The following is a 25855-nucleotide window of genomic DNA, read 5'->3' on the forward strand; positions in this document are numbered from 1 at the left end:
CAGGGGTGGAGGTCAGCGGCACGTCGATGATGGCAGTAATATTGAGCGCGGCCGAGGACGCTGCGCCGGTCGATGCCGTCGAGGCGGTCACCCGCGAGCTCGGCAAGGCCCTCAACGCGCGGTCGGTGTCGTTCCTGATCGCCGACCTGAGCGGCCGGGCGCTGGTCCGGCTGGCGCACATACCGCTGGCCGACGCAGCCGACGATGAGGCGGGCCGGCGCGGCGGTGACGAGGTCGCCACCGTACTGCCGTTTGACGGCGGTCCGCAGGAGCAGGCGCTGCGCACCCAGACCACCCAGGTGCTCGGCGCCGACGGCGGTTGGACGGTGCTGGCGCCGGTCACCGAGCGGGGCGAGGTCATCGGGCTGCTGGAGCTGGTGCTGCCGGCCGTACCGGACGCGCGGTCGGTGTCGGAGATTGGCCGGGTCGCGCACTTGCTCGGGTTCGTGGTGATCGCCAACCGGCGGCATACCGACCTGTTCGAGTGGGGGCAGCGGACCACGCCGTTCGACCTGTCGGCGGAGATCCAGCGGCGGCTGCTGCCCGCCGCGTTCACCTGCGAGGCCGGGGCGTTCACGCTGTCGGGGTGGCTGGAGCCGGCGGCGAGCATCGGCGGGGACACGTTCGACTACGCCCTAGCCCGTGACGTGCTGCATTTCAGCGTCACCGACGCGATGAGCCACGGTGTGGCCAGCGCGTTGACCGCCACCCTCGGCGTGGGCAGTCTGCGCAACGCCCGCCGCCGCGGGCTGGACCTGGTGGAGCAGGCGAGCACCGCGAACGCTGCGATCGCTGAGCACGCCGGGCCGCGCAGCACGTTCATCACCGCGGTCCTCGGCCGGATCGACCTGGCCACCGGCGTCTGCACGTTGATCAACGCCGGGCATCTGCCGCCGCTGCTCATCCGCGGCGGGGCGATCGAGCCGGTGGTTCTGCCGCGGAACTTCCCGCTCGGCATGCTCGCCGACGCCACCTTCACCAGCGGCGAGGTGCGGTTGCAGCCCGGTGACCGCCTGGTCGTGGTGACCGACGGGATGCGGGAGCGCCGCGCGGCGCAGCTGGATCTCGACGCCGAGCTGCGCCGGGCCGCCGGGCTGCATCCGCGGGAGGCGACCCGGGCCCTGGCCGATGCCGTGCTGAAGGTGGCCGGACCGACCCTGGCCGACGACGCCACGCTGCTGATTCTCGACTGGTACGGCCAGCATGGACACCTGCGGCGCGGCAGGGCAGGTGCCGATCAGGCCATCGCCAGCCAGCCGTTGCCCGGCTGACCGCCGTGGTGTTCACCTATCGGTGGGAAGGTCGGCCTCGGCTGCCGCCACGGTGTCGTACATGCCGACCAGACGATCTACCGACGTCAGCAGCAGAACGTTGCGCACAATCGGCCGCGGCGCCGCGACGCACACCCGGCCGCCGCGCTCGAGCAGGTCCTTATGGAGTTGGACGATCATGCCGAGCGCGGTGGAGTCGATGAGCCGCACTTCGGCGAGGTCTAGCACGATGGTGCGCACATCGTCGTCGAGGGCCTGTTGCAGCTGGTCGCGGGCGTGGGTGACGGTGGCCAAGTCGAGGACACCGTGCAATTGCACGACGAGACTGGCGCGGCCCGGCCGGGTCGCCACAGACAGTTCCACGCACCCTCCACCCTCGCCGACGATCAGCACATCACGGCCAGACTCGGACATCATGATAGTGGCGTCGCCCCGTACCGTGCCGGGCTCCCGGCGCCGTCGTGCAGGCAGGTGGTCATCCGGAGCAGGACGTAGCCGGCGGCGGCCGGCAGGAACGCGGCGGTGTCGGTCAGGGCGCTGATCAGGCCGAGCCCGCGGCCGAAGGTCTGGTCGGGAGCGGGCATGGCGGACGCCAGCAGCCCATCTTCGAGGAGGTGTCCGCGGTTGCCGACCTCCAGCACGCACATGCCGGCGTCGACGGCGATGGACAGGTCGATGGTCGTGCCGGGCTCGCCGTGCGCCACGGCGTTGGCGCACGCTTCGGTGAGCGCGGTCGCCAGCCGGTCGCGGACCTGCTCATCGGTGCTGGTCAGGCTCAGCAGCACGGCGAGGACATGGCGAGCTTCGGCGATTGAGGCCGGCTGCTGCGGCAACGACACCGTCATCGTCACCCGCATCGATGGCCGCTCCCATCCGGGGACTGCCCGGCGGTCCTGTGAATCCGTCCTGCGTCCGGGATCCGGGCGGACGGTGTGGGTACCGACGCGGGCTCCTGCACGTCCAGGTTTGGAAACGGGCGGGTCGGCTGCGGTCGGGGCGGTGCGGCGCTCACGCAGGTCGCGGACGCGGGCAGCCGCGGCCTCAGCTGCGCGGCGGGCCGCGGCGGACTGATGCTGGAGTACGACCGCCTGGGCCAGGAGCCGGACGGCGCGGGCGTGGGCGGCGCCGGTCCAGGCGGTGATCAGCGCCGCACGTTGTGCTGCCTGCATTTGTTCATCGAGCACGACGGTCGCGTATCGGCCAAGTTGGCGGGGACATTGGTTGCGTATCAGGGACGATCACGGCGTACGGTGGTCAGGTCGTCCGGTACCGACGCCGGTGTCCGTTCCGGCCGCGGATGGGAGGTGGTCACCGCATGCCGGCGCAGACGGGTCCGGCCGAGATCGTCCACCGGTTCTCGGTCTCCACCCAGCACGAGACCCGAACCGAGGACTTCATCCGGCAGATGTACGTGGGGAACCAGTCGCGGTTCCTGCGTGTGCCGGGCGATGCCAGGTTCAGCGCGACGGTGGCCCAAACCGGCGACCTCGCGGTGAGCCGGCTCCGGTCCACGGTCGACTACTCAGCCGGAACCGATCCGTTCGACCATTACCTGTTCTTCTGCGTCGGCAACGGCCGGTTGCAGATCCGGCAGGGCCGGGACGAGACCCTGGTGCCGGCCGGTGACGTCTCATTCTACCCGCTCGGCATGCCGCTACAGGTCGACCTGTTCGACATGGGTGTGCTCGCCGTGCAGCTGCCGGTGGCCCGGGTGGCGGCCGCCGCCGAGCAGTTGACCGGGGTCGCGGCCGGCCACTTCCGGTTCGAGTCCACCAGCCCGCTGTCCGCGGCCGCGGCCCGGCAGTGGACCGCGGTCGCCCCCCGGCTGGCCGGCGCGATGCTGCTGACCGACGACTCGCCCACGGTCAGCGCGCTGCTCGTCGAGGAACTGATCCGCACCGCCGCAGTCACCGCCGTGCACACTTTTCCGAGCACCGCGATGACCGCCGCCTACCAGGCCGGAACCGGCTGGGCGGCACCGGCGAGCGTGCGCCGGGCCTGCGCCTACATCCACGAGCACACCGACCAGCCGCTCACCCTCGAGCATCCAGCGGCCGCCACCGCATCCAGCGGCCGGACCCTGCAGGCGGCGTTCCGCCGCTACCTGCAGACCACACCGACGCAGTACCTGCGCCGGGTCCGGCTCGAACGGGCCGCGGACGACCCGCGGGCGGCTGACCCGTCCGGCGGGGGTCACCGTCACCGACGTCGCCCGGCGGTGGGGCTGGAGCAGCACCAGCCAATTCACCGCCGCCTACCGCCGCCACATCGGTGAACTGCCCAGCCGAACCCTGCGCTGGTAGCACGGCAAATCCGGCGGGGATGACGACAAGCAGGACACCGGCCAGCTCCGCGCACCGCGACCCGAAGCCGGCGGCCGAGTGAGCGCCGGCATGCAGGTCGAGGCCCACCAACGCCGTTGGGGGAGTTGCTCAGCGCCGCTTCCAGCAGCATGCGGACCCGCGGCAGTAGCCAGCCTCGCTGCGCTACCGCGGCGGAGCGACCGACCATTCGCACTCGACACGTCCCAGCAGTCCGCCGTGCTCGACGTCCCGTCGAACGCTGGCCTCGATCGAGATGGAACCGGCTGACGACCGCGGCCGTCGACCGGCACCGTGACCGCGGCAACACGCGTCACGACCCAGGTAAGCTGCTTCCTCACGGCCGTGTCCGGATAGCCGTGCCCTGTTCGGATCTCCCTGGCCGGATCGACCGCTGTGTCATCGATCGACCACACCCCCGGCACTGTGCTGCACCCCGAACAGCACGACGGGCAGGGACACCCGCAACTCCGACAGGGCGAAGCCCGGGTCGTCGCCGCCACGGTGCCGGCGACGGTGACGTCGCCCTCGGCGTCGCTGCCGCCGGTGTGGACCGACGCGTCGATCGACATCGCATGCTGCACGTGCTGGGCTGCGACGACCTCGGTTGCGTCGGCCTCGTCCGCGTCGAGATACGCGGCCAGGTCCGCGGTGCTGGGCGTTCGCCCGAGGTACACGGCGAGTTCGCCGCGTGCCCGGATGATCTGCAGCCGCAGCTCCTGCAGCCGGCGTGGCAACCGCACGGCAGCCGTACGGTCGCGGAAGTACCGCTTGAGCTCCCCGGTGAGGGTGGGTGTGGCGTAGGCGCCGAACTCGACGCCGTGGGCGGGCTCGAAACCGTCGACCGCCTTGATCAGGCCGACCGCGGCCACCTGCTCGTGGTCGCCGAGGGACTCGCGGCCCGCGGCGTAGCGGCGGGCCAGCTGCTGTGCCGCGGGCAGGCTCCGGGGCGATGGTCTCTCCGCGCAGCCGGACCCGGCACGGGTCCTGCGGCGGCAGGGCGTACAGCGACGTGAGCAGTTCCGTCGCGCCGGGCGGCCACTGCCCATGACTGACTCGCACGCCCGCCAGGTCGACCAGGGCACCGGTGCGGTGCTTCAGCTGCCAGCCCGATTCGGCGTAGGCGTCGCGGTCTTTGGCGATGCCGGCGATCTCCAGTGCGGCGAGTGCGGTACCGCGTGCCCCAGTGAGCCGCAGCCCGCCGCCGGCTTCGTCGACCCGGCGTTGCAGGTAGAGCAGAACGTTGATGGCGGCGGCGTCGATGAGCCGAACGGCGGCCGCGCCGATGGTGATACGGTGCGAGCACGCGTCGAAGCGTTCGAAGACGACCTGGCGGAACGCCGGCACGGCGGCGTAGTCGAGCACGCCACCCACCTCGAGCAGGGTCCCGTTCCCGCGGCGGTGCAGGTTGACCGACAGCTCCATGCGTTCCAACCGCCGCATCATGGCGCTGTTCGACCGGTCGCGCGGGTCTCTTGCCGACCAGGCCGGGGGGTAGAATGCGTTTCGGTGCCGACGGGTGGGGTAGTGAGCCCGTCATGTCCGAGCCGCAGCAGCAGCCGCCCGGTTCTCTCGGCGCGATGACGCGCAAACCCGACCACGGTGAGGCAACCTACCGCGGCAGCGGCCGGCTCACCGGCAAGGTCGCGGTCATCACCGGCGGCGACAGCGGCATCGGCCGCGCGGTCGCGATCGCCTTCGCCCGGGAAGGCGCCGATCTGCTCATCGCCTACCTCGACGAACACGACGACGCCCGGGACACCGCCAGATACGTGGAAGCCGAAGGCCGCCGCGCGGTACTCGTCCCGGGCGACCTCGCCGACCGGGCCGGGTGTCAGGCCGTCATCGCCGCCGCGGTCCGGGAGTTCGGGCGCATCGACGTGCTGGTCAACAACGCGGCCTACCAGATGACCCATGAAACCGTCGAGGAGATCACCGACGAGGAGTGGACCCGAACCTTCGACATCAACATCCATGCCATGTTCCGGCTGGTGAAAGCCGCTCTGCCGCATCTAGCGACCGGTGCCGCCATCATCAACACCAGCTCGGTGAACTACGACCAGCCAAAGCCGACACTGCTGCCCTACGCAACGACCAAGGGCGCCATCGCCAACTTCACAGCCGGTCTCGCCCAGATGCTCGGCGACCGCGGCATCCGCGTCAACGCGGTCGCGCCCGGCCCGATCTGGACCCCGCTCATCCCCTCGACCATGCCACCGGAGCACGTCGAGGAGTTCGGCACGAATACCCCGCTGGGCCGCCCCGGCGAGCCCGCCGAGGTGGCACCCGTCTACGTGCTGCTCGCCTCGGACGAGGGCAGCTACATCTCCGGCGCGATCGTCCCGGTAACCGGCGGGAAACCCATCCTGTAGCCCACCGTCGCAACTACGGACATGACGGCAACAGGGTCGCGTCGGGTACGCAGGCCCGAGGCGGGTACACGCACCGGTTCACGCTGATACCCCCGCGAGGAGAGTCAATGTCGACTGACGCTCATTGTGCTGCTCAAAGACGATGACAATATCGTCATGCGGCTGTTCAAAGCGTTCCTGACCGCCGAAGACGGCCCGGCCGCACCCAAGGCGAAGATCGTCGAGGACATCCTGCGCGAGCTCACGGCGAAGGCCGCCGAGCGGCGCTATTTGTGGTCCACACCCAGCCCCGGCGCCGACGCGGGCACCCGCGAGGACCGCGTCCGAGCCGAGCGGGACCACCGGGCCGGAGTGCGCGCCGTTGCCCGGTGGACCGCCGACACACACCGCCGACCTACGCAGCCTCGCAGGGCAGGTCGCCGCCCTGCGCAACGCACCCGCCGCCGCCACCAGGTCCCTCGACCGGCTGCATCGCGCTCTCGCCGACCCTGACGCAACCGTGGTCCCGGACCTGCTTGCCGCCGTCCGGCGGCATCTGGACGGTCATCCAGCGCTGGCCGAGCGCCTCGACCAGGTCACGGCCAGCAGCGACGAGATGCGCCGCCACACCCAGCAGCGCCGCAGCCGATAGGAGACCGGCGCCTGGCCTGCAGGTCAGTAGGGATCGCCGGTGCCCGGCAGCCGGCCGTGCAGCAGCCCGCCGGGCCGGCCGGGCATAGTGGCCCCGCCGGATAGCGGTGGAGCCACGGTATGGGCATGGGTGGCCAGGCCGTCGACGAGCTCCTGCAGCGCCGCGGCGGCGTCGGTCTGCGGGCGCCAGCCCAGCTCCGTGGCGGCCCGATCACTGGACATCAGCGGCGCGGCGAGCGCGAGCCGGACCCAGCCGCTGTCGACCGGTTGCAGCCGCAGCCGCCAGGTCAGGCCAGCGGCGGCACGCAGTGCCGCCCCGGGGACGGGCACTGTCCGGCCGTGGAACATGGCGGCGGCCAGCTGGGGGGTCAGCACCGGATCGGCGGCGACGTTGAAGGCGCCGCGGGCGCCGAAGGTGACGGCGCGAGCGTAGGCGTCGGCGACGTCGTCGGCGTGCACGGCCTGCAGGCGCAGCGCGGGGTCGGTCGGCACCAGCGGCACCCGGCCGAACCGCAGCAGGCCGGTGGGCACCAGCGGGCCGAGGAAGTAGCGGCCGATCTCGGTACCGGCGGCCTGTTGGAAGATCAGGCCGGGCCGCAGCCGTACGATGCGCAGGCCCGGGTGGTCGATCTCGGCCCGGTCCAGCATCGCCTCGACGACCGCCTTGTGCAGACTGTAGGACGAGCCGCGTACCCCGGTGTGCGGCCAGTCCTCGCCGACCAGGCGATCCTTCGGGCCGGGCGCGTACACGCCGACCGACGAGGCCACCACGAGCGCGGGCACTGCGGCCCGCACGACGGCGGCGAGCACGGCCCGGCTGCCCAGTACATTGGTGCGGTGCAGTTGCCGCTGGTCGTGGCTCGGCTGGATCTGCCAGCCCAGATGGATCACGGCGTCCGCTCCGGCGAAGACCGCGGCCAGCCGATCGACTGCCGAATGGGCCCCGATGTCGATGGAGTGCCAGGCCACACCGGTGTACGGCGCCTCGGTCGACGGCGGAATCCGCCGTACGACGCCGAGCAGGTCGTGCCCGCCTTCCCGGTGCAGCCGCCGCAGGAGAGCGGTCCCGGCATTGCCGGAGGCGCCGACGATAACGATACGCATCGACCGCCCCGTGATTGGTCCACCCATGGTGAGAGTTCCTTCCCGCTCACTGGACTGTCGTTCAGGGACGGGCGGCCTCGAGCCGGCCGTCGCGTACTCGGGAGCGCAGCTGCACCTGGTCGGAGCCCGCCGGGCCGCGGTCCGCACGTCCGTCGGCGAGATCGAACACACTGCCGTGCCAGGGACATCCGACGCAGGTCCGGCCGTCGACCTGGACCGTGCGGCCTGCCGACAGCGGACCGCCCCGGTGCGCACACTGCGCCAGGAGCACGCTGAACCGGTCACGCTGGCGGTAAACCCGGACCAGTGCGCTGCCGAGCGTCCGCGAGGCGACCTGCCCGTCAGTGAAGTCGTCCATGGCACCGACGGGCTGCCAGTCCCGTCGGTACACCCGGCAGGGCAGCAGCGGCGTGGTTGACGCCACCCGCCAGCGCACCTGCGACGTGCCCGCCAAGGTAGCCGCTGACCCCGGCGACACCGAGGCCGGCCAGTGAGAGCTCCTGACCCCGCCGCCGATCGCCGGGCAGGCGGGCCACGATCGATGCAGTGAACAGGCCGATGGCGGCGGTGTTGACGGCCGCGTGCACCGCGCGACCCGGCGCTGCCGGCGCGACAGCGTGGCATAGTCGGCCGCGCCGGTGGCGGCGGCCGGCAACGTGCCCGCGGTTCCGGCGATCAGCAGCGCGGTGGCGGCGTGCTCGGCTCCGGGCACGAAGTCGAGCACGGTCGCGCTCATCCCGGCCGGAAACTGCACCATCGCCGGATGGATCGGATGGCCAAGCTGACGGCCGTGCAACAGGTCTGCGAGGCGGCCCCGCCCGACAGCGCTCCGGACGGCGCGGCGGACGGCGTCAGCGATCCGGTCCAGGGATCGGGCGCCTTGGAGCCTTGCCAGCACGCGCATGGCTGTCGCATGCCCGGGCAGGACCACCCGAAACACCATTCATGCGCGATTGCACCATGACGGCCTCCGATCGTCGCCTGCGCCAGTGACCCGCTATCCGGGATCGACGCGGTTGACGTCGACGAGCGCCGGCGGGGGCGGGGCCGCCGTTCATTGACCGACCCGCTCGGCGGCGGCCACGACCTCGCTGACCCCGACGGCCAGGAGCGCCGGATGGGGGAGGTCGCTGACGGTGTCGCCCGGTTCTGCGGCCCGTCCGCGCCAGACGGCGACGTGCTGGGGCCTGTCCGGTGGCGGGCCCCATAGTTGGGGCGGGACCGGCCCGAACAGCACGACCGACGGTGTGCCGTAGGCGGTGGCGAGGTGCGCGATGCCGGTGTCGCCGCTGATGAGCAGCCGGGCGTGGCCGACGAGGCCGGCCAGGTCCCGCAGCCCGGTCGCCCCGGCCAGGACGGCGGTGGGTGGTAGCAGGGCGCCATCGGCGACCTGGTGGGCGAGCGCCGCCTCGGCCGGCGAGCCGGTCACGATGACGTCGTGCCCGGCGTCGGTCAGGGCGCGGGCGGTTGCGGCGAACCGGTCCGGGGGCCAGCGGCGCAAGCCGGATTTGGCGCCGGGGTGGACGATCGTGGTGCCCGGGCGTGGCGACAGGGGCCGGGTCAAGGTGAGGTCGTCAGGGTCACAGGGGATGCTGTACCACTGCAGCATCCGGCACCATCGCAGGACCTTGTGCTCGTCGGCGCGCCACTGTGGGCCACCGCCGCTGAAGGTCAGCAGGCGCTGGGGGAGTGTGGTGTCCAGCAGGCTGGTCGACTGCGGGCCGCGGCCGTGGAGGTTGACGGCGATCGCCGGGTGCAGTTCCGGCAGCCGGTCGTCGAGGCCTTCGCAGGGCAGCAGCTCGTCGATCACGCCGGTGAGGTCGGCGAGCGGGCCGAGCCACGCCGGGGCGGCCAGCGCGATCCGCTCGTCGGGGAAGGCCCGTCGCAGGCCCCGCAGCGCCGGGACCGCCGTGGCGAGGTCGCCAACGCCGAGGGCGCGCAGGACCAGGATCACGGGTAGGAGGTCTCCTGTTCCGCGCAAATGACGAGTTCCCGGACCGCGCTGCCGCGGGGCTGGCTGACGGCGTACATGACGGCCGCTGCGACGTTGGCCGGGTCGTTGAGGATCGCGTTGGGGCCGGGTTTGTACTGCTCGTCGCGGTCGTCGAAGAACTTCGTGCGCATGCCGCCGGGGACGATCAGCGTCACGCCTACGTGCCCGGCCAGTTCGGCGGCCAAGGCTCGGGTGAAGCCGACGACGCCGAACTTGGCGGCGCAGTAGGCGGTGGCGTCGCTGACCGCCTTCACGCCGAGGGTCGAGGCGATGGTGACGACGTTGCCGTGCGAGGCGGTCAGCGCGGGCAGCGCGGCCCGGATCACCGCGGCGGTGGCGAGCAGATCGACGGCGACGATCCGCTCCCATACCTCGGCGGCGACGTCACCGAGGCGGCCGGGCACGTCCATGCCGGCCGCGGTGACGACGCCGTCGAGGCCGCCGAGTTCGGCGACGGCTTTGCGGGTGGCGGCCTCGGCGGCCCGGGTGTCGGCCAGGTCGCAGGCGATCCAGGGCACGTCGTCGGCGGGCGCTTGCCGGTCGATGACGTAGGGCCGGTCGCCGGCGCCGACGGCGGCCTGCACGACGGCGGCGCCGAGGCCGCTGGCGCCGCCGGTGACGAGAATGGAGCGGCTCATGTTCGTCCTCCGATGAGTTTGGTGGTAGAGCGGCCCTCGAGGTATGGCAGGATGACCGTCTGGCCGCCCCACTGCTGGACGAGTTCGGCCTCGGGCAGGGCCGCCGGTCCGCCGTCGGCGGAGTCGCCGCCCTTGACCCAGATGTCAGGGCGCAGCCAGGCGAGGGTGGCCTCGGGTGTCGGTTCGTCGAAGACGATCACGTCGTCGACACAGGCGAGTGCCCGCAGCAGCCGGGCCCGGTCGTCGGCGGGCACGACCGGCCGGCCGGGGCCCTTGAGCCCGGTGACCGACGCGTCGGAGTTGATGCAGACGACGAGGCAGTCGCCCAGAGCCCGGGCCGCTTCGAGGGTCGCGATGTGCCCGGCGTGCAGCAGGTCGAAGCAGCCGCCGGTGGCCACGACCGTGCCGCCGCGGGCCCGGACGTCGGCCAGCGGATGTCGTTCGGCCGGGCATTCGGCCGGGCGTTGGGGCGGTCGGGCGACGTAGGCGCTCGCGGCGGCGACGGCGGCCTGGACCGCCTCGGACGGCAGGGCCCCGTCGGCCAGGGCGGCGGCCGCCGCGGCGGCGAAACGGTCGCCGGCCCCGCAGGTGTCCCCCTCGGCCACCTGCGGGGCGGGCACGACCAGCGGTGTCGGGCCGGCGTGGCACAACACCGCTCCGGCGGCTCCGGTGGTGACGGCGACGGCGCCGGCCCGCCACCGGCGGCGCAGCTCGTGCCCGGCCCGGGTGGCGGCGGCGATCCGGGTGCCCCCGCCGGCGTCGTCGCTGAACGTTCGGGCCTCGGCCTCGTTCGGCGTGGCCAGGCGGGCGCCGGGCACCGGTGCGCTGCCGCGCGGATGCGGGTCCCAGACGATCGGGGTGCCGGTCCCGGCCAGAGCGGCCCGCAGTCCGGGCCGGCCGGTCAGGCCGCGGCCGTAGTCGCTGACGAGGACCGCGTCCGCGGCGGCGAGCAACTCCCCGACGTCGCCGGGATCGCCGGGCGGAATCGGCTGGTAGCCGCCGCGGTCCAGCCGGAGCAGGACCTGCCCGCGGGCCCGGAGCCGGACCTTCTCGGGCGTGGCACCCGGCAGGGTCACCGCATGCAGGTGGACGCCGGCCGCGGTGAGCAGGGAGGCGAGGCGCTGCCCGCCGGTGTCGGCGGCGAGGGCGGTCACCAGGGTCACGTCAAGCCCGGCGCGGGCGGCTAGCAGGGCCGCCAGCCCGGCGCCGCCCGGCCGGTCGGCGGTGGACGTCTCGTCGAGCACCAGCGCCGGGGCGTCCGGGGTGACGCGCCGTACGTCGCCGTCGACGTCACGGTCGAGGAGGGTGTCGCCGACGACGATCAGCCGGCGGGTCATGATGCCACCAGCCGGTGCAGCTTCAGGTGGGCGTCGACGTGTTCGCAGATCACATGGGCGGCCACGAGGTGCAGTTCCTGGACGACCTGGCCGTCGCCGGGGCAGCGGACCGCTTCATCGCACTCGTCGGCGAGGGGGTTGTTGCCGGGGCCGGTGAGGGCCCAGGTGTGCAGGCCGGCGCTGCGGGCGGCGGCGGCCGCGGCCAGGACGTTGGGGCTGCGGCCGCTGGTGGACATGGCGATGAGCACGTCGCCGGGGCGGCCGTGGGCCAGGACCTGGCGGGCGAAGACGTCCTCGTATCCGTAGTCGTTCGCGATCGCCGTGACCGCGGACGAGTCGGCGCACAGCGCGATCGCCGACAGCGGGATCCGCTCGTCGCGCAGCCGCCCGGTCAGCTCGGCCGCGAGGTGCTGTGCCTGGGCTGCGCTGCCGCCGTTGCCGCAGACGAGCAGCCGTCCGCCGTCGCCGAGGACCCGAGCGAGATGGACGCCCCAGCGTTCGAGGCGATCGGCGGCCTGCCCGAACGGCCCGATCGCGGCGGCGAGCGCGGCCAGGTGGCTCTGCAGCGGGTTCATCCGGCCACCGCCTGGACGTGGGTGCCGGCGACGGTGCGATAGACGGTGTCGAGCTGCTCGGCGGTGCGCCGCCACGAATAGCGGGTCTGGGCCCGGTCGAGGGCGGCCGAGGCGTAGGCGAACCTGCGCATGTCGTCGTCGAGGAGGCGGCGCAGCGCGTGGCCGAGTGCGCGTGGGTCGCGGGCCGGGACCAGGTCGCCGGTGACACCGCCGACGACGGTGTCGAGCAGTCCGCCGACGGCGGTGGCGACGACGGGCCGGCCGCACGCCATGGCCTCGAGCGGAGTGAGGCCGAACGGTTCGTACCAGGGGACGGCGGCGACGACGTCGGCGGCGCGGTACCAGGCGGGCATGGCGCCGGCCGGGACCGGTCCCTCCAGGTGCACGCGGTCGGCGACGTCGCATGCCTCGGCGATGTGGCGCAGGCGGGCCGCCTCGGCGTCGGCCGGACCGCCGAGGATGTGGCACGTTGCCCGCGGTACCAATGGCAGGGCTTGAATCAACTCGGCGAAACCTTTCCGTTCCACCAGCCGGCCAACGGAAACGATCCGGTGGTGGGCCGGGGGCAGGGACTCGGCCGGGCCGTCGGGGGTGAAGCGGTCCAGGTCGACGCCGGACGGGATGAGCGCGATCCGCGAGCGCGGCACGCCCAGGCGTATCAGCTCGCGGGCCTCGTCGCGGCACTGGGCGATGACGCGGTCGGCGTGGCGGCCGATGTGCCGTTCGAAGCCGGTCCGCTGCGGCGGGCTGGTGTCGGCCGTACCCTGGTGGCGGCGTTTGACGGTGCCGAGCGCATGGAACGTCTGCACCACCGGAATGCCCCGCGGGCCCGCAACGGTCAGCGCGGCCAGGCCGCTCATCCAGAAATGCGCGTGGACCACGTCGGGGGTCCAAGGGTCGGTGTCCCACTGCTCGCCCAGCCAGCGGCCGAAGTCGCCCATATACGGCAGCAGCGCGTCCTTGGGCAGCTGCTCGGCCGGTCCGGCCGGGACGTGGACGACCGAGGCGTCGCCCATCGCCACCGTGAGGGGTTGGTCCGCGGCGTCGCGGCGGGTGTAGACCTGCACATCGTGGCCGATGGCGGCGAGGGCGGCGGCCAGCTCACGCACGTGCGTGTTCTGCCCTCCCGCGTCCTCGGTTCCCGGTGGTGTTAAGGGATTGGCGTGTTCGGATATCAGCGCGATGCGCACAGCTCGTCCTCCAGCAGGTGGTCCCAGTCGGCCAGGAAACGGTCGAGGCCGTATCGGCGCCGGGCCGCGGCCCGGCCGGCGGCCCCGAGGCGCCGGGCTTCCTCGGGTGATTCGATGAGCCACAGCGCCGCGTCGACCAGAAAGCCGATGTCGGTGGAGAGCACGCCAGCGCCGTGGGGAACGGCTTCGACGGCCTCGGTGGTGGCCAGGGCGACGACCGGCACGCCGATCGTCATCGCCTCGATGAGACTCAGTCCGAGCGAGGTCCAGCGGCACAGGTGCAGATAGGCCCGGCGCCGGGCCAGCGCGGCGTGCATGGCCGCCTGCGGCGGGTCGTCGAACACCGCGATCCGGTCGCTCGCCAGCGCGGCCACACCCATGCCGAACACGTCCAAGGGCGCGGCGGCGGCGAAGCGCGCGAACAGGTCGGTGCCGGTGACCCGGCCGCGGCGGACCGGCTCGTTGGTGACGATCGCCAGCCGCTCCAGCTCGCCGGTGTAGCGGGCCCGTGGTTCGACGATGCCGTGCTCGATGACCGCGGTCCGGGTGCCGCCGCAGTCCCAGAACAGCGCGTTGAAGTGGGTGACGTGGACGATGACGACGTCGTCGCGGTCGGCGAGCGGATGGCGGGTGGCGGGCACGTCACCGCGCGGCGTGTTGTGCTCGACGTACACCTTGGGCATGCCGGGCGGCACCAGCCGCAACTCCTCGGGGCGCTGGAGGATTGCCAGGTCGGCGTCCACGTCCGGCAGTGCGGCGAGGGACACCTCCTCGATGGTCGACGGCCAGTCCCAGGTGCGGGCCCGGCCGCGGCCGAGGGGGCCGCGGTCCTGCGTGACGGGCACGGCATAGTGGTGCTTGCCCTGCACGAACGCGGTGGTCCACGAGCCGTGCACGTGCCACAGCAGGATGTTCATCGGTGCCTCCCGGCGCTGAGCAGTTCCACGGCGGCGACGACCTCGGCCGGGTCGACGGTGGCCAGGCACGGATGCCCGCCGATCGGGCACACACCGGCCCGGGTGTCCCGGCAGGCCGCAGCGGCGTCGCCCAGCCGGACCAGCGGCACCCGATACGGCGCCCACTGTCCGAAGGGGACGGTCGGGGCGTAGAGGCTCACGACCGGCGTGCCGACCGCGGCGGCCAGGTGGGCCGGGCCGGTGTTGCCGACTACGACGCAGCCGGCGGCGGCCAGCAGCCCAGCCAGGCCGGCCAGGTCGAACTTGCCGCCGAGGTCCACGCCGTCGGTCCCGGCCACGGCGGCGGTGAGGTCCCGCTCGGCGGTCGATCCGGTGACGAGCACCCGGTGCCCGGCCGCGGCCAGGGCGGTGACGATGCGGGCCGACACGGGCGCCGGACAGGCCCGGGCGGGCACCGACGCGCCGGGATGGACCACGACGTACGGGCCGGGCTCGGGTGACGGCGGCGGGGCGCCGATCTGCAGTCGCAGGTCGTCGTCCGGGGCGGGGGGGAACCCGGCCGCGGCCGCGAGCGACAGGGCCCGTTCGGCCTCCGGAATCCCGGACGGCACCCGGTGGCGTACATCCAGCAGCGAGCCGGGGTAGTCGTCGCTGATCGCGCTGACCCGCCCGACGCCGGCCAGGCGCAGCAGCAGCGCGGTCGGCAGCGGCGACTGGTGGAACGAGGTGAACACGACGGCCTGGTCGGCCCGTGCGCCGGCCAGCCGGACGATCAGCTCCGCGATGTCCACGGCGTCGACCGGGGCCGGCTCGGGGTCGATCCACGGCAGACGCCACTCGACGATTTCGTCCACGCCGGGCAGCAGCTCGGCCGCGTCCCGTCCGCGTGGCCCGCACACCAGCACCACCCGGCCGGCACCGGCCGCGACGGCGCGGATCGCCGGGCCGGTGAGCAGCACGTCCCGGGCCGAGTCGGGCCGGACCAGCAGGACGGTGCCGGCCGTGTGCGGGTGGTGCGGGCCGCTCGGGTGCAGCTCGTCGCCGGCCACGATCCGGTCCGCGGCCGTGGGTACGTCGGGGGCGACGGCCGGGGCGGCGGCCACCTCGGCCGGCCGGGTGACGGCGGTCGGCACCAGCACGGCAGCGGCGCCGGCGGCGAGCGCGGCCGTCATGTCATGGCCGATGTCGCCGACGACGACACACCGTCCGGCCGTGGTCCCCAGCGCCGCGGCGGCCGCGTGGACGAGGCCGGGCCGGGGTTTGCGGCAGGCGCAGCCGTCGGCGTCGTCGTGCGGGCATACCTGCCACGTGTCGAACGGGCCGAGCAGCTCCTCGACGCGGGCGTTGACCGCGCGCAGCTGCCCGGCGTCGAAGTGGCCGTTGTCCAGCCCCGACTGGTTGGTGACGAAGCCGAGGCGCAGCCCGGCCGCGCGGAGCCGGTCCAGCGCCGCGCGGGCGCCCGGCAGCGGGCGGACCCGGGCCAGGTCGCCGTTGTACGGCACGTCCTCGATCAGCGTCCCGTCACGATCGAAGAGCACGGCGTCGAAGAGGCTCACGCGGCGCGCCACCGCCATCGCCCGGCCAGCCAGTGCCCGACCGCGAGCGGCGGGATGAGGACACTGGTCGCGGCCATCGCGGCCACCTCCGCCGGATTCCCCGGGCCGGGCGCGATGCGGGCGGCGGCGAACTCGGCCGTGCCTACTGCCCAGATGAGCGCCGGCCCGGCCGCGACCCGGTGCCACCGGCCCGGCAGCAGTGCCGCGGCCACGGTGGCGGCGGCCGCGGCGGTGATGAGCGCGTGGCGGGCCCGGCGGCCGGGTGGGATCTCGAGGCGCTGGCGCCAGTCGCGGCCGTACAACCGGCGCAACAGGGCGTCGTCGGCGTTCCCGCGCTGCGTGCGCAGGCTCACCCACGGGCTCTCCGGGCGGACCGGATGGGTCACCGTGCGCCGGCCCCGCCGCAGCTCCCAGCCCGCCCGGCGGACCCGGTGGGCCAGCTCGGCGTCCTCGCGGAAGGCGCGCGGGAACCGCTCGTCGAAACCGCCGACGGCCTCGAGCGCCGCCCGGCGGTAGGCCATGTCGGCGGTGATCCAGGCGCCGTGCTCCAGGCCGATCGTGGCCCGCTCCCAGTCGGTGGGGCGTCGTCCGGTCGGGCGCGGCACCCGAACGCGGCCCTGCACGCCGCCGACCTCGGAGCCGACGTCGAGGTCGGCCCGCAGCCGCGTGCACCACCCGGGCTCCGGGATCACGTCGTCGTCGAGGAATACCACCCACTCGCCGGTCGCCTCCTGCCAGCCGGTGTTGCGGGCGGCAGCCGGACCGCGGCGCGCGTGGTCCGCCACCACCAGGAGTTCGGCGTCGGCCGGCAGCAGACCCAGCGCGCCGATCAGCGCCCGCAGGCTCTCCCGGCCGGCGGTCGGCACGACGATGCTGATCGCGGTCATCGGCTCACCCCGAACGCCGCGGCCCGGTGGACCGCGAACGGCCCGAGGGCGAGCAGCTCGACCGGGGCGGAACCGAACAGCTCCATCGCCTCGCGTGGTGTGTCCACCATCGGCCGCCCGGCGGTGTTCAGCGACGTGTTGACCACGACCGGCAGGCCGGTGCGGGCCTCGAACTCGGCCAGCAGCCGGGCCACGAGCGGCTCATCTTCCGGGTGTACGGTCTGCACCCGCGCGGTCCCGTCGACGTGCACGACCGCCGGGATTCGCGCCGTCCACTCTGGACGGACGTGGTGCACGAAGAGCATGTAAGGGCTGGGGTACACGCCGTCGAAGATGTCGGCGAACCGTTCGGCCCGCACCATCGGCGCGATCGGCCGGAACTGCTCGCGGCCCTTGACGTCGTTGAGCCGGGCCGTCATCTCCCGTTCGCCCGGATGGGCCAGCAGCGAGCGATGTCCCAGCGCGCGCGGGCCGTACTCGCTGCGCCCCTGATACCAGGCGACGATCCCGCCGCGCGCGAGGACGTCGGCGGCCTCGGCGGCGATGTCGGGCGGGCGCGTGTACGGCAGCGCGGCCCGCCGCAGCTCGGCCTCGAGCTCGTCGTCGCTCCAAACGCGCCCGAGATCGGCTCCGCGCATGGGCTCGACCACCCCGGCGGTCGACGCGACGTGCAGGGCGGCGCCCAGTGCCGTGCCGGCGTCTCCGGCCGCGGGCTGCACCCAGACCCGGGAGAAGGGTCCCTCGGCGGCGACGCGGGCGTTGGCGACACAGTTGAGCGCCACCCCGCCCGCCATGGTCAGCACGGCTGGCCCGCCGGACGCGTCGAAGAGCCAATGCGCCAATTCCAGCAGTACTGCCTCGAGGCGGGTCTGCACCGACGCGGCGAGATCGGCGTGATCGTCAGTCATCTCGCCGTCGGCCGCCCGACGTTTGACCAGGGCCGCCCAGTCGATCGGCTCGACCCGGAAGCCGCCGTCGCCGGTGGCGTGCACGAACTCGCACAGCTCGGGAAGGAACCGCGGACGCCCGTAGGACGCCAGAGCCATCACCTTGTACTCGTCGCTGGAGTGCAGGAAGCCCAGGTGCCGGGTCAGGTCCTCGTACAGCAGGCCCAGCGAGTGCGGCAGACGCTGCGCGGCCAGCGTGGTCAGCTCGCCGCCGCGGTAGACCCCGGCCAGGTGGCTGGCGGTCTCCCCGCGCCCGTCCAGCACGAGCACGGCCCCGTCCCCGCCCGCGCACAGACCCGCGGACGCGGCGTGGGCGACGTGGTGCGGGACGAACCGCACCTGCCGCGGGTCGAGCCCGGGCAGGGCCGCGGCCAAGAACTGCGGGGCCCGGCGGGCGTAGTCGACCCGCAGCGCGTCGGAGAGGTCGTCGACGCCGAGCGGACCCAAATCAACACACAGCGCCGGGTCGAACGAATACGCGACCGCGTCGAGGTCCTCGGGACGCAGCCCGGCCGCGGCCAGGCACCAGGCCGCCGCGAGTTCCGGCAGCTCCCAGGCCGAGAATGGCACCGGCCGCTTGCCGTGCTTGCGGCGGCTGAAGCGCTCCTCCTCGGCGGCGGCGACGGTGCGCCCGTCGACGACGAGGGCCGCCGCCGGATCGTGGAAGATCGCGTTGATGCCGAGCACCTTCATGCCCACCCCGCCTACCACGGCCGAGTGCCGTGAATCAAAACGGTTCTCCAGGAGAATCGATATCGTCTTTTGGGAACGGTTCTGCCGCAGAAGCGTTTAAGGTCGCGGTGCCGGGGAACCAGATCCGCCCATGTACACCGTGGAACACCTGATCGCCGGGGCATGGACCGCTGGCTCGGACCCGTCGACCGTGCTCGACCCGCACGACGGAACGCCCGTGTCCACTGCGCCGGCCGCCACCGAGCATGAGGTCACTGCGGCGGTCACGGCGGCCCGGGCGGCCCAGCCGGATTGGGCGGCGACCGCCCCCGACGCCCGCGCGGACGCCCTGCGGGCCGCGGCGATCGCGGTGGAACAGGCGACCGACGCGCTCGCGCGGATGATGTCGGCCGAGATGGGCGAGCCGGAGGCGGAAGCGGCCGCGTCGATCGCAGCCGGTGTGGGGACGCTACGGCAGTACGCGGAGCTGGCCCCGTTGCGCGGCGGCCGCACGCTCGGCGGAGACCCCGGGTCGCTGGACCTCATGGTGCCCGAGCCGCGCGGAGTCGTCGCCGCGATCACCCCGTGGAACGATCCCGTCGCGGTCTCCTGCGGGTTGCTCGGCGCGGCCCTGCTCACCGGCAACACGGTCGTCTATAAGCCCAGCGAACGCTCCCCAGCGACCGGCTGGCTGCTGACGAGACTCCTGGCGCCACACCTGCCGCCGGGCGTCCTGTCGATGCTGGCCGGGGCCGGCCCGACCGGCTCCACCCTGGCCGAGTCCGCCGTCGATGTCGTCGCCCACGTCGGCTCGACCACGGCCGGCCGCTCGATCGCCGCCGCGACCGCCCGCACCGGCGCGAAGGCGCTGCTGGAGAACGGCGGCAGCGACCCGCTCATCGTCGACGCCGATGTCGACCCGGCCTGGGCCGCGGCCCAGGCCGCGCTCGGGGCGTTCGCGAACGCCGGGCAGGTCTGCGTCGCCGTCGAACGGATCTACGTCCACGCGGCCGTGGCCGAGGAGTTCCTCGCCGCCCTGGTAAAGGAGGCAGACGCGTTCGCGATCGGGCCGCTGGTCGACCAGCGCCACCGAGCGGCCGTCCACGGTCAGGTGGTCGATGCCCTCGACCGCGGGGCGACATTGCTGACGGGCGGGGTCGTGCCGGGCCGGCCCGGGGCATGGTATCCGCCGACGGTGCTCGCCGAGTGCACGGACGAGATGCGGGTGATGGAGTCCGAGACGTTCGGGCCGGTCGCACCGGTCATGACGGTCGGATCGTTCGACGAGGCCCTGCGCCGGGCCGCGCAGACACCGTACGGGCTGGCGGCCACAGTGCTGACCGGCTCGATGAGCAACGCGCACTGGGCGTGGCAGCAGCTGGAGGCCGGTACCGTCAAAATCAACGCGGTCTTCGGTGGCGCGCCCGGCGGGGCGGCCCATCCCCGCCGAGGCAGCGGGCAGGGATTCGGCTACGGTCCCGAACTGCTCGATGAGATGACCGCGACCAAGGTCGTCCATCTGGAGGCGCCGCCTGGCGGCTGGTGACGGAGGGACGCTGCTCGCTGCGGGCAGGTCCGGCTACGAGGCCGATTCGAGGAGGTCGCGGACGCCCTGCTCATTCTCCGCGGTGCCACCGTCGTACTATGCGTCGATGATGCGAGGATCGACGTAAGACGCCCGGGCGACGGTGGGGGTGTTGCCGAGCAGGTCGGCGACGTCCCGCATTGCCTCCGCCACGGCCTTTCGGCGTTTCGTCTCGGTCGGCTGAGGTCCCTGCTCCGCGAGCGCCTTCGCCGCGGCGACGGTGCCGTGCCATGTCCGGAAGTCTTTCGCGGACATATCCTGGCCGCCGATGTCCCGCAGATAGGTGTTGATCGCCGCGGCAGTCACCTCGCGCCAGCGCCGCGCGGCCGGATCCCAATAGGCGAAGAGCCGGGATTCGCCGTGGCGGCGTCGGCGCAGATCCCGCAGGACGGTACAGATTTCGCCGTCTTCGACCCGGCGTTCGTGCTCGATCCCGGACTTGCCCGTGAACTCCAGCAGCACACACCCGCCGGTGCAGCGCAGGTGGTCCGGCCGCAGCGTGGACAGCCCGTAGGACGGGTCGTCGTCGCGGTCGGCCGACGCGGCGCCGCCGACCCGGAACATGCCGAGGTCGAGCAGCCCGGCGATCGCGGCGAGCACCCGATCGCGGCTGAGGCCGCGGCCGTGGGTCAGGTCGTGGCGGATGCGGTCGCGCATGGCGGGAAGGCCCGCCGCGACGTCGAGGGTGTGCGCGAACTTCGCACGGTCGCGCTGTTCCCGCCACTGCGGATGGTAGAGGTACTGCTTGCGTCCGGCGGCGTCGACACCGACGGCCTGGATGTGGCCGCGATCGTCGGGACTGATCCACACGTCCTGCCAGGCGGGCGGAATCACCAGGGCTTTGATCCGGTCCAGGGTGGCAGTATCGGTGTGCCGTGTACCGCTGGCATCGCGATAGCTGAATCCGCGGCCGGCACGGACCCGGCGGAGGCCGGGCTTGTCGGGATGGCTGCGACGTAACCGCATGCCGCGCCGATACCCGGCCTCCAGCCAGTCGTAACGACATATTCCTCATATGGGGTCATGCCGGCGGCGTCGGGTGATCTATCCGATGCGGGGCTCGCTGTCGGCGCGCTTCCCTAGCTGCCGACCGGCACGGCAACCGTCGGCGCCGGCTCCGCCGTGGAACTTGGCGCGGCCCTTGCCGCGCCGCCGCTTGCAGCGACGGGCGGCCGAAGGTCCTCGCCTCAGCTGCCGGGTGAGGCGACCGGATCCGATGCTGGCTGCTCGAGGCATCGGCGTGGCTCGCCCAGACAGCGTTCATATGCCCTGATGCACCGAGTTTCGTTGCATGCGCTATGCGAAGATCAGGTATTTCGCCGTGCTTGTGAGCGTTCCCGTTCGATAGGTATGGGTGGTCGGCGCGGTAGCGTATGCGCCTCACCGAGGGCACCGCCAATCGCAGCACGGCAGCCACCCCGCCGACCCAATGCATGAAAATGTCGTCCGCCATCGCCTCAGGGCTGACGCCTATGGCCGCAGGGACCACGACGGTCCGCTGCTCGTTCGCGGCTGCTTCGAGCTGCTCACTCAGGACGGCGAGCCCGGTCGACCCGGGCCGGCGGACGGTGCCGCTGTGCCGGTGCGGCCGATCAGTCATCAAGCCCATCTGCGACGGCACCCGTGAGGTTGTCGGCTTCACGCCGCCGACCAGCTGGCGCCGCGCGCTGATTCCACAGCGAGCTCTGCCCGGCCTGCCGGCGGCCCAGCACGTGGCTGGCGAAGCGGGCGTCCAGGGCGAGCCCGCAGGCGGCGCCGAAGAGCACTAGGGCGCGTTTCGTAAGGCTCGTCAGAGCCATTCGCTGATGATGGCGATGGTCAGGACGGCTTGGTAGAGCACGGCGAGTTGGTCGTAGCGGGTGGCGACGCCGCGGTGGCGTTTGAGGCGGTTGATGCCGCACTCGACGGCGTGGCGTTGCCGGTAGCGGATCGGGTCGAATGCGGGTGGGCGTCCGCCGTTGGAGCCTTTGGCTTTGCGGTGGGCGTCCTGGTCGGCCTTGCTGGGGATGCACGCGGTGATGCCGCGGGAGCGTAGATGGCTGCGGTTGGCTTTCGAGGTGTAGGCCTTGTCGGCCAGGACCAGGTCCGGGCGGGTGCGCGGATGTCCGCCACCGACACGGGCGACGCGGATCTTGCGCAGGACCGGGATGAATTGGGGGCTGTCACCGCGCTGCCCGGCGGTGACGATCATCGCGAGGACCTTCTGGCCCTGCTCGCAGGCCAGGTGTGTCTTGGTGGTCAGCCCGCCACGCGATCGGCCGAGTGCGTGGTCGGCGGGCTCGTCGTGGACGCCGCCGGGTGGTTCCTGCTGCAGGTGGCCGTCACGGCGGGCGCCGGCGGCGTGCTGGTGCGCACGGCTGGTCGTGGAGTCGACGCTGACGTCCCAGCCGATCCGGCCCGCGGCGTCCGCGCGCGCCTGCACCGCGGCGAGGACGACGTCCCAGGTGCCGTCACGTTGCCAGCGGCGGAACAGCCCGTAGATGGTCTGCCAGGGCCCGTACTCGGCCGGGACGTCCCGCCACGGCGAACCGACCCGGATCCGCCAGCGGATCCCGTCGATGAGCTGCCGTCTGTCCCACTTCGGCGGACGACCCATCGACGGCTGTGCAGGCAGCAGCGGCGCCAGCGCCGCCCACTGCGCGTCGGTCAGGTCGTGCCGCCTCGTCACCGCTAAGGTGGCCACGAGGTCTCCGGTATGAAGTTCTGCTTGGTCGCTGAACCCTCTACCGGAGACCTCTTCAGTTATCGATCACCGCCACGCCGGAACCTGGCCCCAGCCCCACTTCTGAAACGCGCCCTAGCGCGCCTCGTCAGGGTGGTCGGCGGCGAACGAGCCGCACAGGTCGTGGGCGGCGATCTGCTCGTGGACGGCGTCTGCTGCCACGTGCTGGTCGTAGAAACGGGTCGCGTCGGCGTTGCCGCCCAGCCGGCGCAGGCCGTTGCCGTAGCGGCGATTCGGCAGCGAGGAGGTCATCTCGAAGGCGGCGAGGTGGCCCAGGATCGCACCGCGCAGCCGCCGGTGCAGCCCCGAACAGCGACATGAGGTTGTTCGTCGCCAGCGTCACCGCCGGTACGGCCTCCAGGTAGGCGCCGTGGCGGGTGTCGAGGCCCAGTTCGCGCATGGTGACACGGGAGAGCTCGGCGTGCATGCGCGGGGCTCGGCCGCCGCCGTAGTCGTCGGCCTGGATCTCCACCAGCGCCGCCTTGGCCGGGCCGTCCAGGCGCGGGATGGCCCACGTGTGCGGGTCGGCCTCGCGCAGGTGGTAGATCGAGCGTTGGACCACGAACTCGCGGAACTGGGGAAACGTGGCGCGGCGGGTCAGGTACCGCGACAGGGAACGGCCGTCGCCGGGCTCGACCACGGCCTTGAGCGCACGCGGCACGTCGACATGATCCCCGGTGGCCGGTACGAGCTCGTGCAACGCCGCCTCGATGCGCTCCTCGGCGGCCGCGCGCAGAGTCAGCAGTGCTGGGTCCCATGCCCAGCGCGGGTCGGTGCCGTCGAAGCCGCGGTAGTGCTGCTCGTAGCACACGTGCAGGGTCGACTGGAGGTCCTCGTCGGCGATGAGGTCGCCCCGGTCGGGCAGGTCGCTCTCGACGCCGGCGGGCCGTCGCGGCAGCGCCCCAGACGGTGCCGCGAGCACGGCTTCGGAGACGGGGCCTCGGGCGGAGGGCAGGTGCGTGGCGCAACTGGTGCCCGCGAAAGTGCCCGGTTAAGCAGGAGTTTTCAGGGAAACGGTCGCGCATGACCTCAGTCGCCGACGCTCCCGCCGCCGCCGAACTCGCCGACGGCGCCGGTCTGCTGCGGCTCGGCGCCGCGCTGCGGGACGCCGGTCACCAGTTCACGACCGTCGCGCCGGACACCCACCGCCGGGTCAACGCCCGGCCCGGCGCCGAGCGGGCCCGGGACCTGCGCGACGTCTTCGGGTGGAGCCGGCCTTTCGGCGCCGACGTCCTGCCGGTCGGGTTTCCGGCGCTGATGGCGGCGGCAGGTGTGCTGGAGCGCGACGGCGGCACGTGGCGGAGTCTGGTCCGGGCCTCGAGCTACGACGGAGAGCTCTTCCTGCACTCGGCCTTCCCGGCAAGCGCACCCGACGCGGTCTTCTTCGGCCCGGACACGCACCGCGCCGCCGATGCCGCCCTGGCGCACCTGCGCACGTTGCGGAGGCCGCCGCGTCGGGTCGTCGACGTCGGCTGTGGCAGCGGCGCGATCGCGGTGACACTGGCCAAGCGGCTGCCGGACGCGGAGGTCGTCGCCGTCGACCTCAACCCGGCCGCGCTGCGCCTGGCCCGGGTCAATGCGGCCTTGGCCGGCACCGGCAACGTCACCGTGTGCCGCAGCGACCTGCTCGCTGACGTGCGCGGTGGTTTCGACCTGATCGTGTCGAACCCGCCGTTCATGATCGATCCGGAGGGCCGGCGGTACCGCGACGGCGGCGGCGAGCACGGCCACGACGTCCCGCTCGCCCTGGTCGACGCCGCCGAGGAGCGTCTCGAGCCGGGCGGATCGCTGGTCCTCTTCGCCGGCACCGGCATCGTCGGCGGCCGCGACCCGCTCCTCGAGGCGGCCACCGAGCGCCTCGCCCGCACCGGCCTGACCTGGACGTACCGCGAGATCGACCCCGACGTGTACCCGGAGAACCTGGACTCGTGCTACATCCACGCCGAGCGGATCGCGCTGGTCGTGCTCACCGCGACCCGCCCGGCCCGGGCCACCGCCGCCGCCCGGACGCTGCGCCCGGACCCGCCGACGGTCGGCGTCGAGGAGGAGTTCCTGCTGCTCGATCCGCCGACCTGGCGCAACGTGCCGGCCGCCGACGAGCTGCGGGTGGCGCTGCCCGAGTCGCTGCGCGAGCGCGACCACGCGCAGTTCCGCAGCAGCAAGGTCGAAATGGTGACGCCGGTCTGCGCGACCCTGGCCGAGCTGAGCGACCGGCTCGCCGAGAACCGGACGGCGGCGGCCGCGGCGGCCCGGCGGTGCGGCGCGCGGCTGGTCGCGGTCGGGGCCACCCCGGTCGCCGAACCGGACCTGACGGAGGTGGACACGCCGCGGTTCCACGCCATCGTCGAGCAATACGGCCCGATCGCCCAGGACCCGGCCCTGTGCGGCTGCCACGTCCACGTCGGCGTGCCGAGCCGGGAGCTGGCGCTCGAGGTCTGCAACCATCTGCGGCCGTGGCTGCCGGTCATCCAGGCAATGGGCGTCAACTCGCCGTGGTACGCCGGCACGGACAGCCGCCACGCCAGCTGGCGGGGCATCGCCCTGGAGCGCTGGCCGAACCTGGGCCCGTGGCCGCTGCTCGACTCGCCCGAGGACTACGAGCAAGCCGTCGACGAGCTCGTCGGTACCGGCGTGATGCTAGACGCGACGATGGGCCTGTGGTGGGCCCGCCCGTCGACCCGCTACCCGACCGTCGAGATTCGGGTCGGCGACGTGAGCCCCACCGCCGACGACGCCGTCCTCGTCGCCGGTCTGGTCCGGGCCCTCGTCGGTACCGCGGTCGGCGACATCGCGGCTGGCCGGCCCGCCCTGCGGATGCCGGAGCAGTTGCTGCGGGCGGCCCATTGGAACGCCTCGCACCAGGGCCTCGGCGGCACGCTCACCGACCTGTGGGAGCGCTGCGCCCGGCCGGCCTGGGAGCTCGTCGACCGGCTGCACGAGACCGTCGCCCCGGCCCTGGAGCGCCACGGCGACGCCGCCCTCGTCGCGGCGGGACTGGACCGGCTGCGGACCCTGGGCACCGGTGCCGACCGTCAGCGCCGCGCCGGCGACCTGCCCCGCGCACTGGCCAACCTGGCTGACCAGACGGCCGGCTGACGGCGGCGTAGCCGTTCACGCGGATCAGCGTCGTTGAGCGCG

The 25855-nt window shown here is 73.2% G+C and carries 24 protein-coding genes and 3 pseudogenes; 6 read left to right on the forward strand and 21 right to left on the reverse strand.

The window, feature by feature from the left end; all coding sequences use genetic code 11:
- Positions 1–5: 5 nt before the first annotated feature.
- The gene (locus tag ACQP00_RS21600; protein ID WP_433221768.1) at positions 6–1271 is read left to right on the forward strand and encodes a PP2C family protein-serine/threonine phosphatase; all 1266 of its coding nucleotides are present in this window, start codon (positions 6–8) and stop codon (positions 1269–1271) included.
- Between the two features lie 12 nt (positions 1272–1283).
- Here ACQP00_RS21600 and ACQP00_RS21605 read toward each other — a convergent pair whose 3' ends face one another.
- Positions 1284–1634, reverse strand: coding sequence for an STAS domain-containing protein (locus ACQP00_RS21605; protein WP_433221770.1), 351 nt, complete (start codon positions 1632–1634; stop codon positions 1284–1286).
- 50 nt (positions 1635–1684) lie between these two features.
- Positions 1685–2116 (reverse strand): ATP-binding protein, encoded by a 432-nt coding sequence (locus ACQP00_RS21610; RefSeq protein WP_433221772.1) that lies wholly within the window; start codon positions 2114–2116, stop codon positions 1685–1687.
- A 1329-nt stretch (positions 2117–3445) separates the two neighbouring features.
- Here ACQP00_RS21610 and ACQP00_RS21615 point away from each other — a divergent pair.
- Positions 3446–3574: a helix-turn-helix domain-containing protein gene (locus ACQP00_RS21615; RefSeq protein ID WP_433223942.1), complete on the forward strand. Its 129-nt coding sequence runs from the start codon at positions 3446–3448 to the stop codon at positions 3572–3574.
- Here the strand turns inward: ACQP00_RS21615 and ACQP00_RS21620 are convergent.
- Both ACQP00_RS21620 and ACQP00_RS21625 read right to left on the reverse strand, forming a co-directional pair.
- Positions 3526–4641: a sigma factor gene (locus ACQP00_RS21620; protein WP_433221774.1), complete on the reverse strand. Its 1116-nt coding sequence runs from the start codon at positions 4639–4641 to the stop codon at positions 3526–3528. The genes ACQP00_RS21615 and ACQP00_RS21620 overlap by 49 nt on opposite strands.
- Before the next feature lie 145 nt (positions 4642–4786).
- Positions 4787–5038 (reverse strand): annotated as a pseudogene (locus tag ACQP00_RS21625) (STAS domain-containing protein); the annotation flags it as partial.
- 92 nt (positions 5039–5130) lie between these two features.
- Between ACQP00_RS21625 and ACQP00_RS21630 the strand changes: the two are divergent.
- Positions 5131–5964: a glucose 1-dehydrogenase gene (locus tag ACQP00_RS21630; RefSeq protein ID WP_433221776.1), complete on the forward strand. Its 834-nt coding sequence runs from the start codon at positions 5131–5133 to the stop codon at positions 5962–5964.
- 394 nt (positions 5965–6358) lie between these two features.
- Here ACQP00_RS21630 and ACQP00_RS21635 read toward each other — a convergent pair whose 3' ends face one another.
- From ACQP00_RS21635 to ACQP00_RS21690, 12 genes are all read right to left on the reverse strand, one after another.
- Entirely contained in the window at positions 6359–6571 is a 213-nt protein-coding gene (locus tag ACQP00_RS21635) for a hypothetical protein (RefSeq protein WP_433221778.1), read from the reverse strand.
- 47 nt (positions 6572–6618) lie between these two features.
- Positions 6619–7698: an NAD-dependent epimerase/dehydratase family protein gene (locus ACQP00_RS21640; protein WP_433221780.1), complete on the reverse strand. Its 1080-nt coding sequence runs from the start codon at positions 7696–7698 to the stop codon at positions 6619–6621.
- A 61-nt stretch (positions 7699–7759) separates the two neighbouring features.
- A complete protein-coding gene (locus ACQP00_RS21645) occupies positions 7760–8629 on the reverse strand; it encodes a Rieske 2Fe-2S domain-containing protein (protein WP_433221782.1) in 870 nt (289 codons plus the stop codon).
- Positions 8630–8752: 123 nt separating this feature from the next.
- The gene (locus ACQP00_RS21650; protein WP_433221784.1) at positions 8753–9652 is read right to left on the reverse strand and encodes a glycosyltransferase family 9 protein; all 900 of its coding nucleotides are present in this window, start codon (positions 9650–9652) and stop codon (positions 8753–8755) included.
- Positions 9649–10329 (reverse strand): SDR family oxidoreductase, encoded by a 681-nt coding sequence (locus tag ACQP00_RS21655; protein ID WP_433221785.1) that lies wholly within the window; start codon positions 10327–10329, stop codon positions 9649–9651. Before ACQP00_RS21655 ends, ACQP00_RS21650 begins: the two co-directional genes overlap by 4 nt.
- Positions 10326–11651, reverse strand: a complete 1326-nt coding sequence (locus ACQP00_RS21660; RefSeq protein WP_433223944.1) for a PfkB family carbohydrate kinase — start codon at positions 11649–11651, stop codon at positions 10326–10328. The genes ACQP00_RS21655 and ACQP00_RS21660 overlap by 4 nt, the downstream gene beginning before the upstream one ends.
- Positions 11652–11662: 11 nt before the next feature.
- The gene (locus ACQP00_RS21665; protein WP_433221787.1) at positions 11663–12241 is read right to left on the reverse strand and encodes a D-sedoheptulose-7-phosphate isomerase; all 579 of its coding nucleotides are present in this window, start codon (positions 12239–12241) and stop codon (positions 11663–11665) included.
- Entirely contained in the window at positions 12238–13431 is a 1194-nt protein-coding gene (locus ACQP00_RS21670) for a glycosyltransferase (RefSeq protein WP_433221789.1), read from the reverse strand. The genes ACQP00_RS21665 and ACQP00_RS21670 overlap by 4 nt, the downstream gene beginning before the upstream one ends.
- Complete coding sequence (locus ACQP00_RS21675; RefSeq protein ID WP_433221791.1) at positions 13416–14348, reverse strand: glycosyltransferase; 933 nt, start codon at positions 14346–14348, stop codon at positions 13416–13418. Before ACQP00_RS21675 ends, ACQP00_RS21670 begins: the two co-directional genes overlap by 16 nt.
- Entirely contained in the window at positions 14345–15922 is a 1578-nt protein-coding gene (locus tag ACQP00_RS21680; RefSeq protein ID WP_433221793.1) for an HAD-IIIA family hydrolase, read from the reverse strand. Before ACQP00_RS21680 ends, ACQP00_RS21675 begins: the two co-directional genes overlap by 4 nt.
- On the reverse strand, positions 15901–16791 hold the full coding sequence (locus tag ACQP00_RS21685; protein ID WP_433221795.1) for a glycosyltransferase family 2 protein: 891 nt from the start codon (positions 16789–16791) through the stop codon (positions 15901–15903). Before ACQP00_RS21685 ends, ACQP00_RS21680 begins: the two co-directional genes overlap by 22 nt.
- Entirely contained in the window at positions 16788–18431 is a 1644-nt protein-coding gene (locus ACQP00_RS21690) for a carbamoyltransferase family protein (RefSeq protein WP_433221797.1), read from the reverse strand. The genes ACQP00_RS21685 and ACQP00_RS21690 overlap by 4 nt, the downstream gene beginning before the upstream one ends.
- Positions 18432–18561: 130 nt before the next feature.
- On the opposite strand from ACQP00_RS21690, the gene ACQP00_RS21695 reads away from it, so the two are divergent.
- Entirely contained in the window at positions 18562–19956 is a 1395-nt protein-coding gene (locus tag ACQP00_RS21695; RefSeq protein WP_433221799.1) for an aldehyde dehydrogenase family protein, read from the forward strand.
- 96 nt (positions 19957–20052) lie between these two features.
- Here the strand turns inward: ACQP00_RS21695 and ACQP00_RS21700 are convergent, their stop codons facing one another.
- The 5 genes and pseudogenes from ACQP00_RS21700 to ACQP00_RS21720 form a co-directional block, all read right to left on the reverse strand.
- Entirely contained in the window at positions 20053–20961 is a 909-nt protein-coding gene (locus tag ACQP00_RS21700; protein WP_433221801.1) for a DNA topoisomerase IB, read from the reverse strand.
- 626 nt (positions 20962–21587) lie between these two features.
- Positions 21588–21794: a hypothetical protein gene (locus ACQP00_RS21705; protein ID WP_433221803.1), complete on the reverse strand. Its 207-nt coding sequence runs from the start codon at positions 21792–21794 to the stop codon at positions 21588–21590.
- A complete protein-coding gene (locus ACQP00_RS21710) occupies positions 21785–22678 on the reverse strand; it encodes an IS5 family transposase (RefSeq protein WP_433221805.1) in 894 nt (297 codons plus the stop codon). The genes ACQP00_RS21705 and ACQP00_RS21710 overlap by 10 nt, the downstream gene beginning before the upstream one ends.
- 114 nt (positions 22679–22792) lie before the next feature.
- Entirely contained in the window at positions 22793–22969 is a 177-nt protein-coding gene (locus ACQP00_RS21715; RefSeq protein ID WP_433221807.1) for an iron-containing redox enzyme family protein, read from the reverse strand.
- Between the two features lie 106 nt (positions 22970–23075).
- Positions 23076–23639: pseudogene (locus tag ACQP00_RS21720) on the reverse strand (iron-containing redox enzyme family protein); the annotation flags it as partial.
- A gap of 335 nt (positions 23640–23974) precedes the next feature.
- On the opposite strand from ACQP00_RS21720, the pseudogene ACQP00_RS21725 reads away from it, so the two are divergent.
- Positions 23975–24460: pseudogene (locus ACQP00_RS21725) on the forward strand (methyltransferase); the annotation flags it as partial.
- A gap of 267 nt (positions 24461–24727) precedes the next feature.
- A complete protein-coding gene (locus tag ACQP00_RS21730; protein WP_433223946.1) occupies positions 24728–25813 on the forward strand; it encodes a carboxylate-amine ligase in 1086 nt (361 codons plus the stop codon).
- Positions 25814–25855 lie beyond the last annotated feature (42 nt).

This window comes from Dactylosporangium sp. CS-047395 (genome assembly GCF_050942185.1).
In the GTDB taxonomy this organism is placed as follows: Bacteria; Actinomycetota; Actinomycetes; order Mycobacteriales; family Micromonosporaceae; genus Dactylosporangium.

What these genes read in the sequence shown, in the direction of transcription:
- ACQP00_RS21610 (WP_433221772.1), bottom strand. Translation starts at nt 2,116, where the DNA reads ATGACGGTGTCGTTGCCGCAGCAGCCGGCCTCAATCGCCGAAGCTCGC.
- ACQP00_RS21620 (WP_433221774.1), bottom strand. Translation starts at nt 4,641, where the DNA reads ATGGGCAGTGGCCGCCCGGCGCGACGGAACTGCTCACGTCGCTGTACG.
- ACQP00_RS21630 (WP_433221776.1), top strand. Translation starts at nt 5,131, where the DNA reads ATGTCCGAGCCGCAGCAGCAGCCGCCCGGTTCTCTCGGCGCGATGACG.
- ACQP00_RS21640 (WP_433221780.1), bottom strand. Translation starts at nt 7,698, where the DNA reads ATGCGTATCGTTATCGTCGGCGCCTCCGGCAATGCCGGGACCGCTCTC.
- ACQP00_RS21655 (WP_433221785.1), bottom strand. Translation starts at nt 10,329, where the DNA reads ATGAGCCGCTCCATTCTCGTCACCGGCGGCGCCAGCGGCCTCGGCGCC.
- ACQP00_RS21665 (WP_433221787.1), bottom strand. Translation starts at nt 12,241, where the DNA reads ATGAACCCGCTGCAGAGCCACCTGGCCGCGCTCGCCGCCGCGATCGGG.
- ACQP00_RS21675 (WP_433221791.1), bottom strand. Translation starts at nt 14,348, where the DNA reads ATGAACATCCTGCTGTGGCACGTGCACGGCTCGTGGACCACCGCGTTC.
- ACQP00_RS21680 (WP_433221793.1), bottom strand. Translation starts at nt 15,922, where the DNA reads ATGGCGGTGGCGCGCCGCGTGAGCCTCTTCGACGCCGTGCTCTTCGAT.
- ACQP00_RS21685 (WP_433221795.1), bottom strand. Translation starts at nt 16,791, where the DNA reads ATGACCGCGATCAGCATCGTCGTGCCGACCGCCGGCCGGGAGAGCCTG.
- ACQP00_RS21690 (WP_433221797.1), bottom strand. Translation starts at nt 18,431, where the DNA reads ATGAAGGTGCTCGGCATCAACGCGATCTTCCACGATCCGGCGGCGGCC.
- ACQP00_RS21695 (WP_433221799.1), top strand. Translation starts at nt 18,562, where the DNA reads ATGTACACCGTGGAACACCTGATCGCCGGGGCATGGACCGCTGGCTCG.
- ACQP00_RS21700 (WP_433221801.1), bottom strand. Translation starts at nt 20,961, where the DNA reads ATGCGGTTACGTCGCAGCCATCCCGACAAGCCCGGCCTCCGCCGGGTC.
- ACQP00_RS21705 (WP_433221803.1), bottom strand. Translation starts at nt 21,794, where the DNA reads ATGGCTCTGACGAGCCTTACGAAACGCGCCCTAGTGCTCTTCGGCGCC.
- ACQP00_RS21715 (WP_433221807.1), bottom strand. Translation starts at nt 22,969, where the DNA reads ATGACCTCCTCGCTGCCGAATCGCCGCTACGGCAACGGCCTGCGCCGG.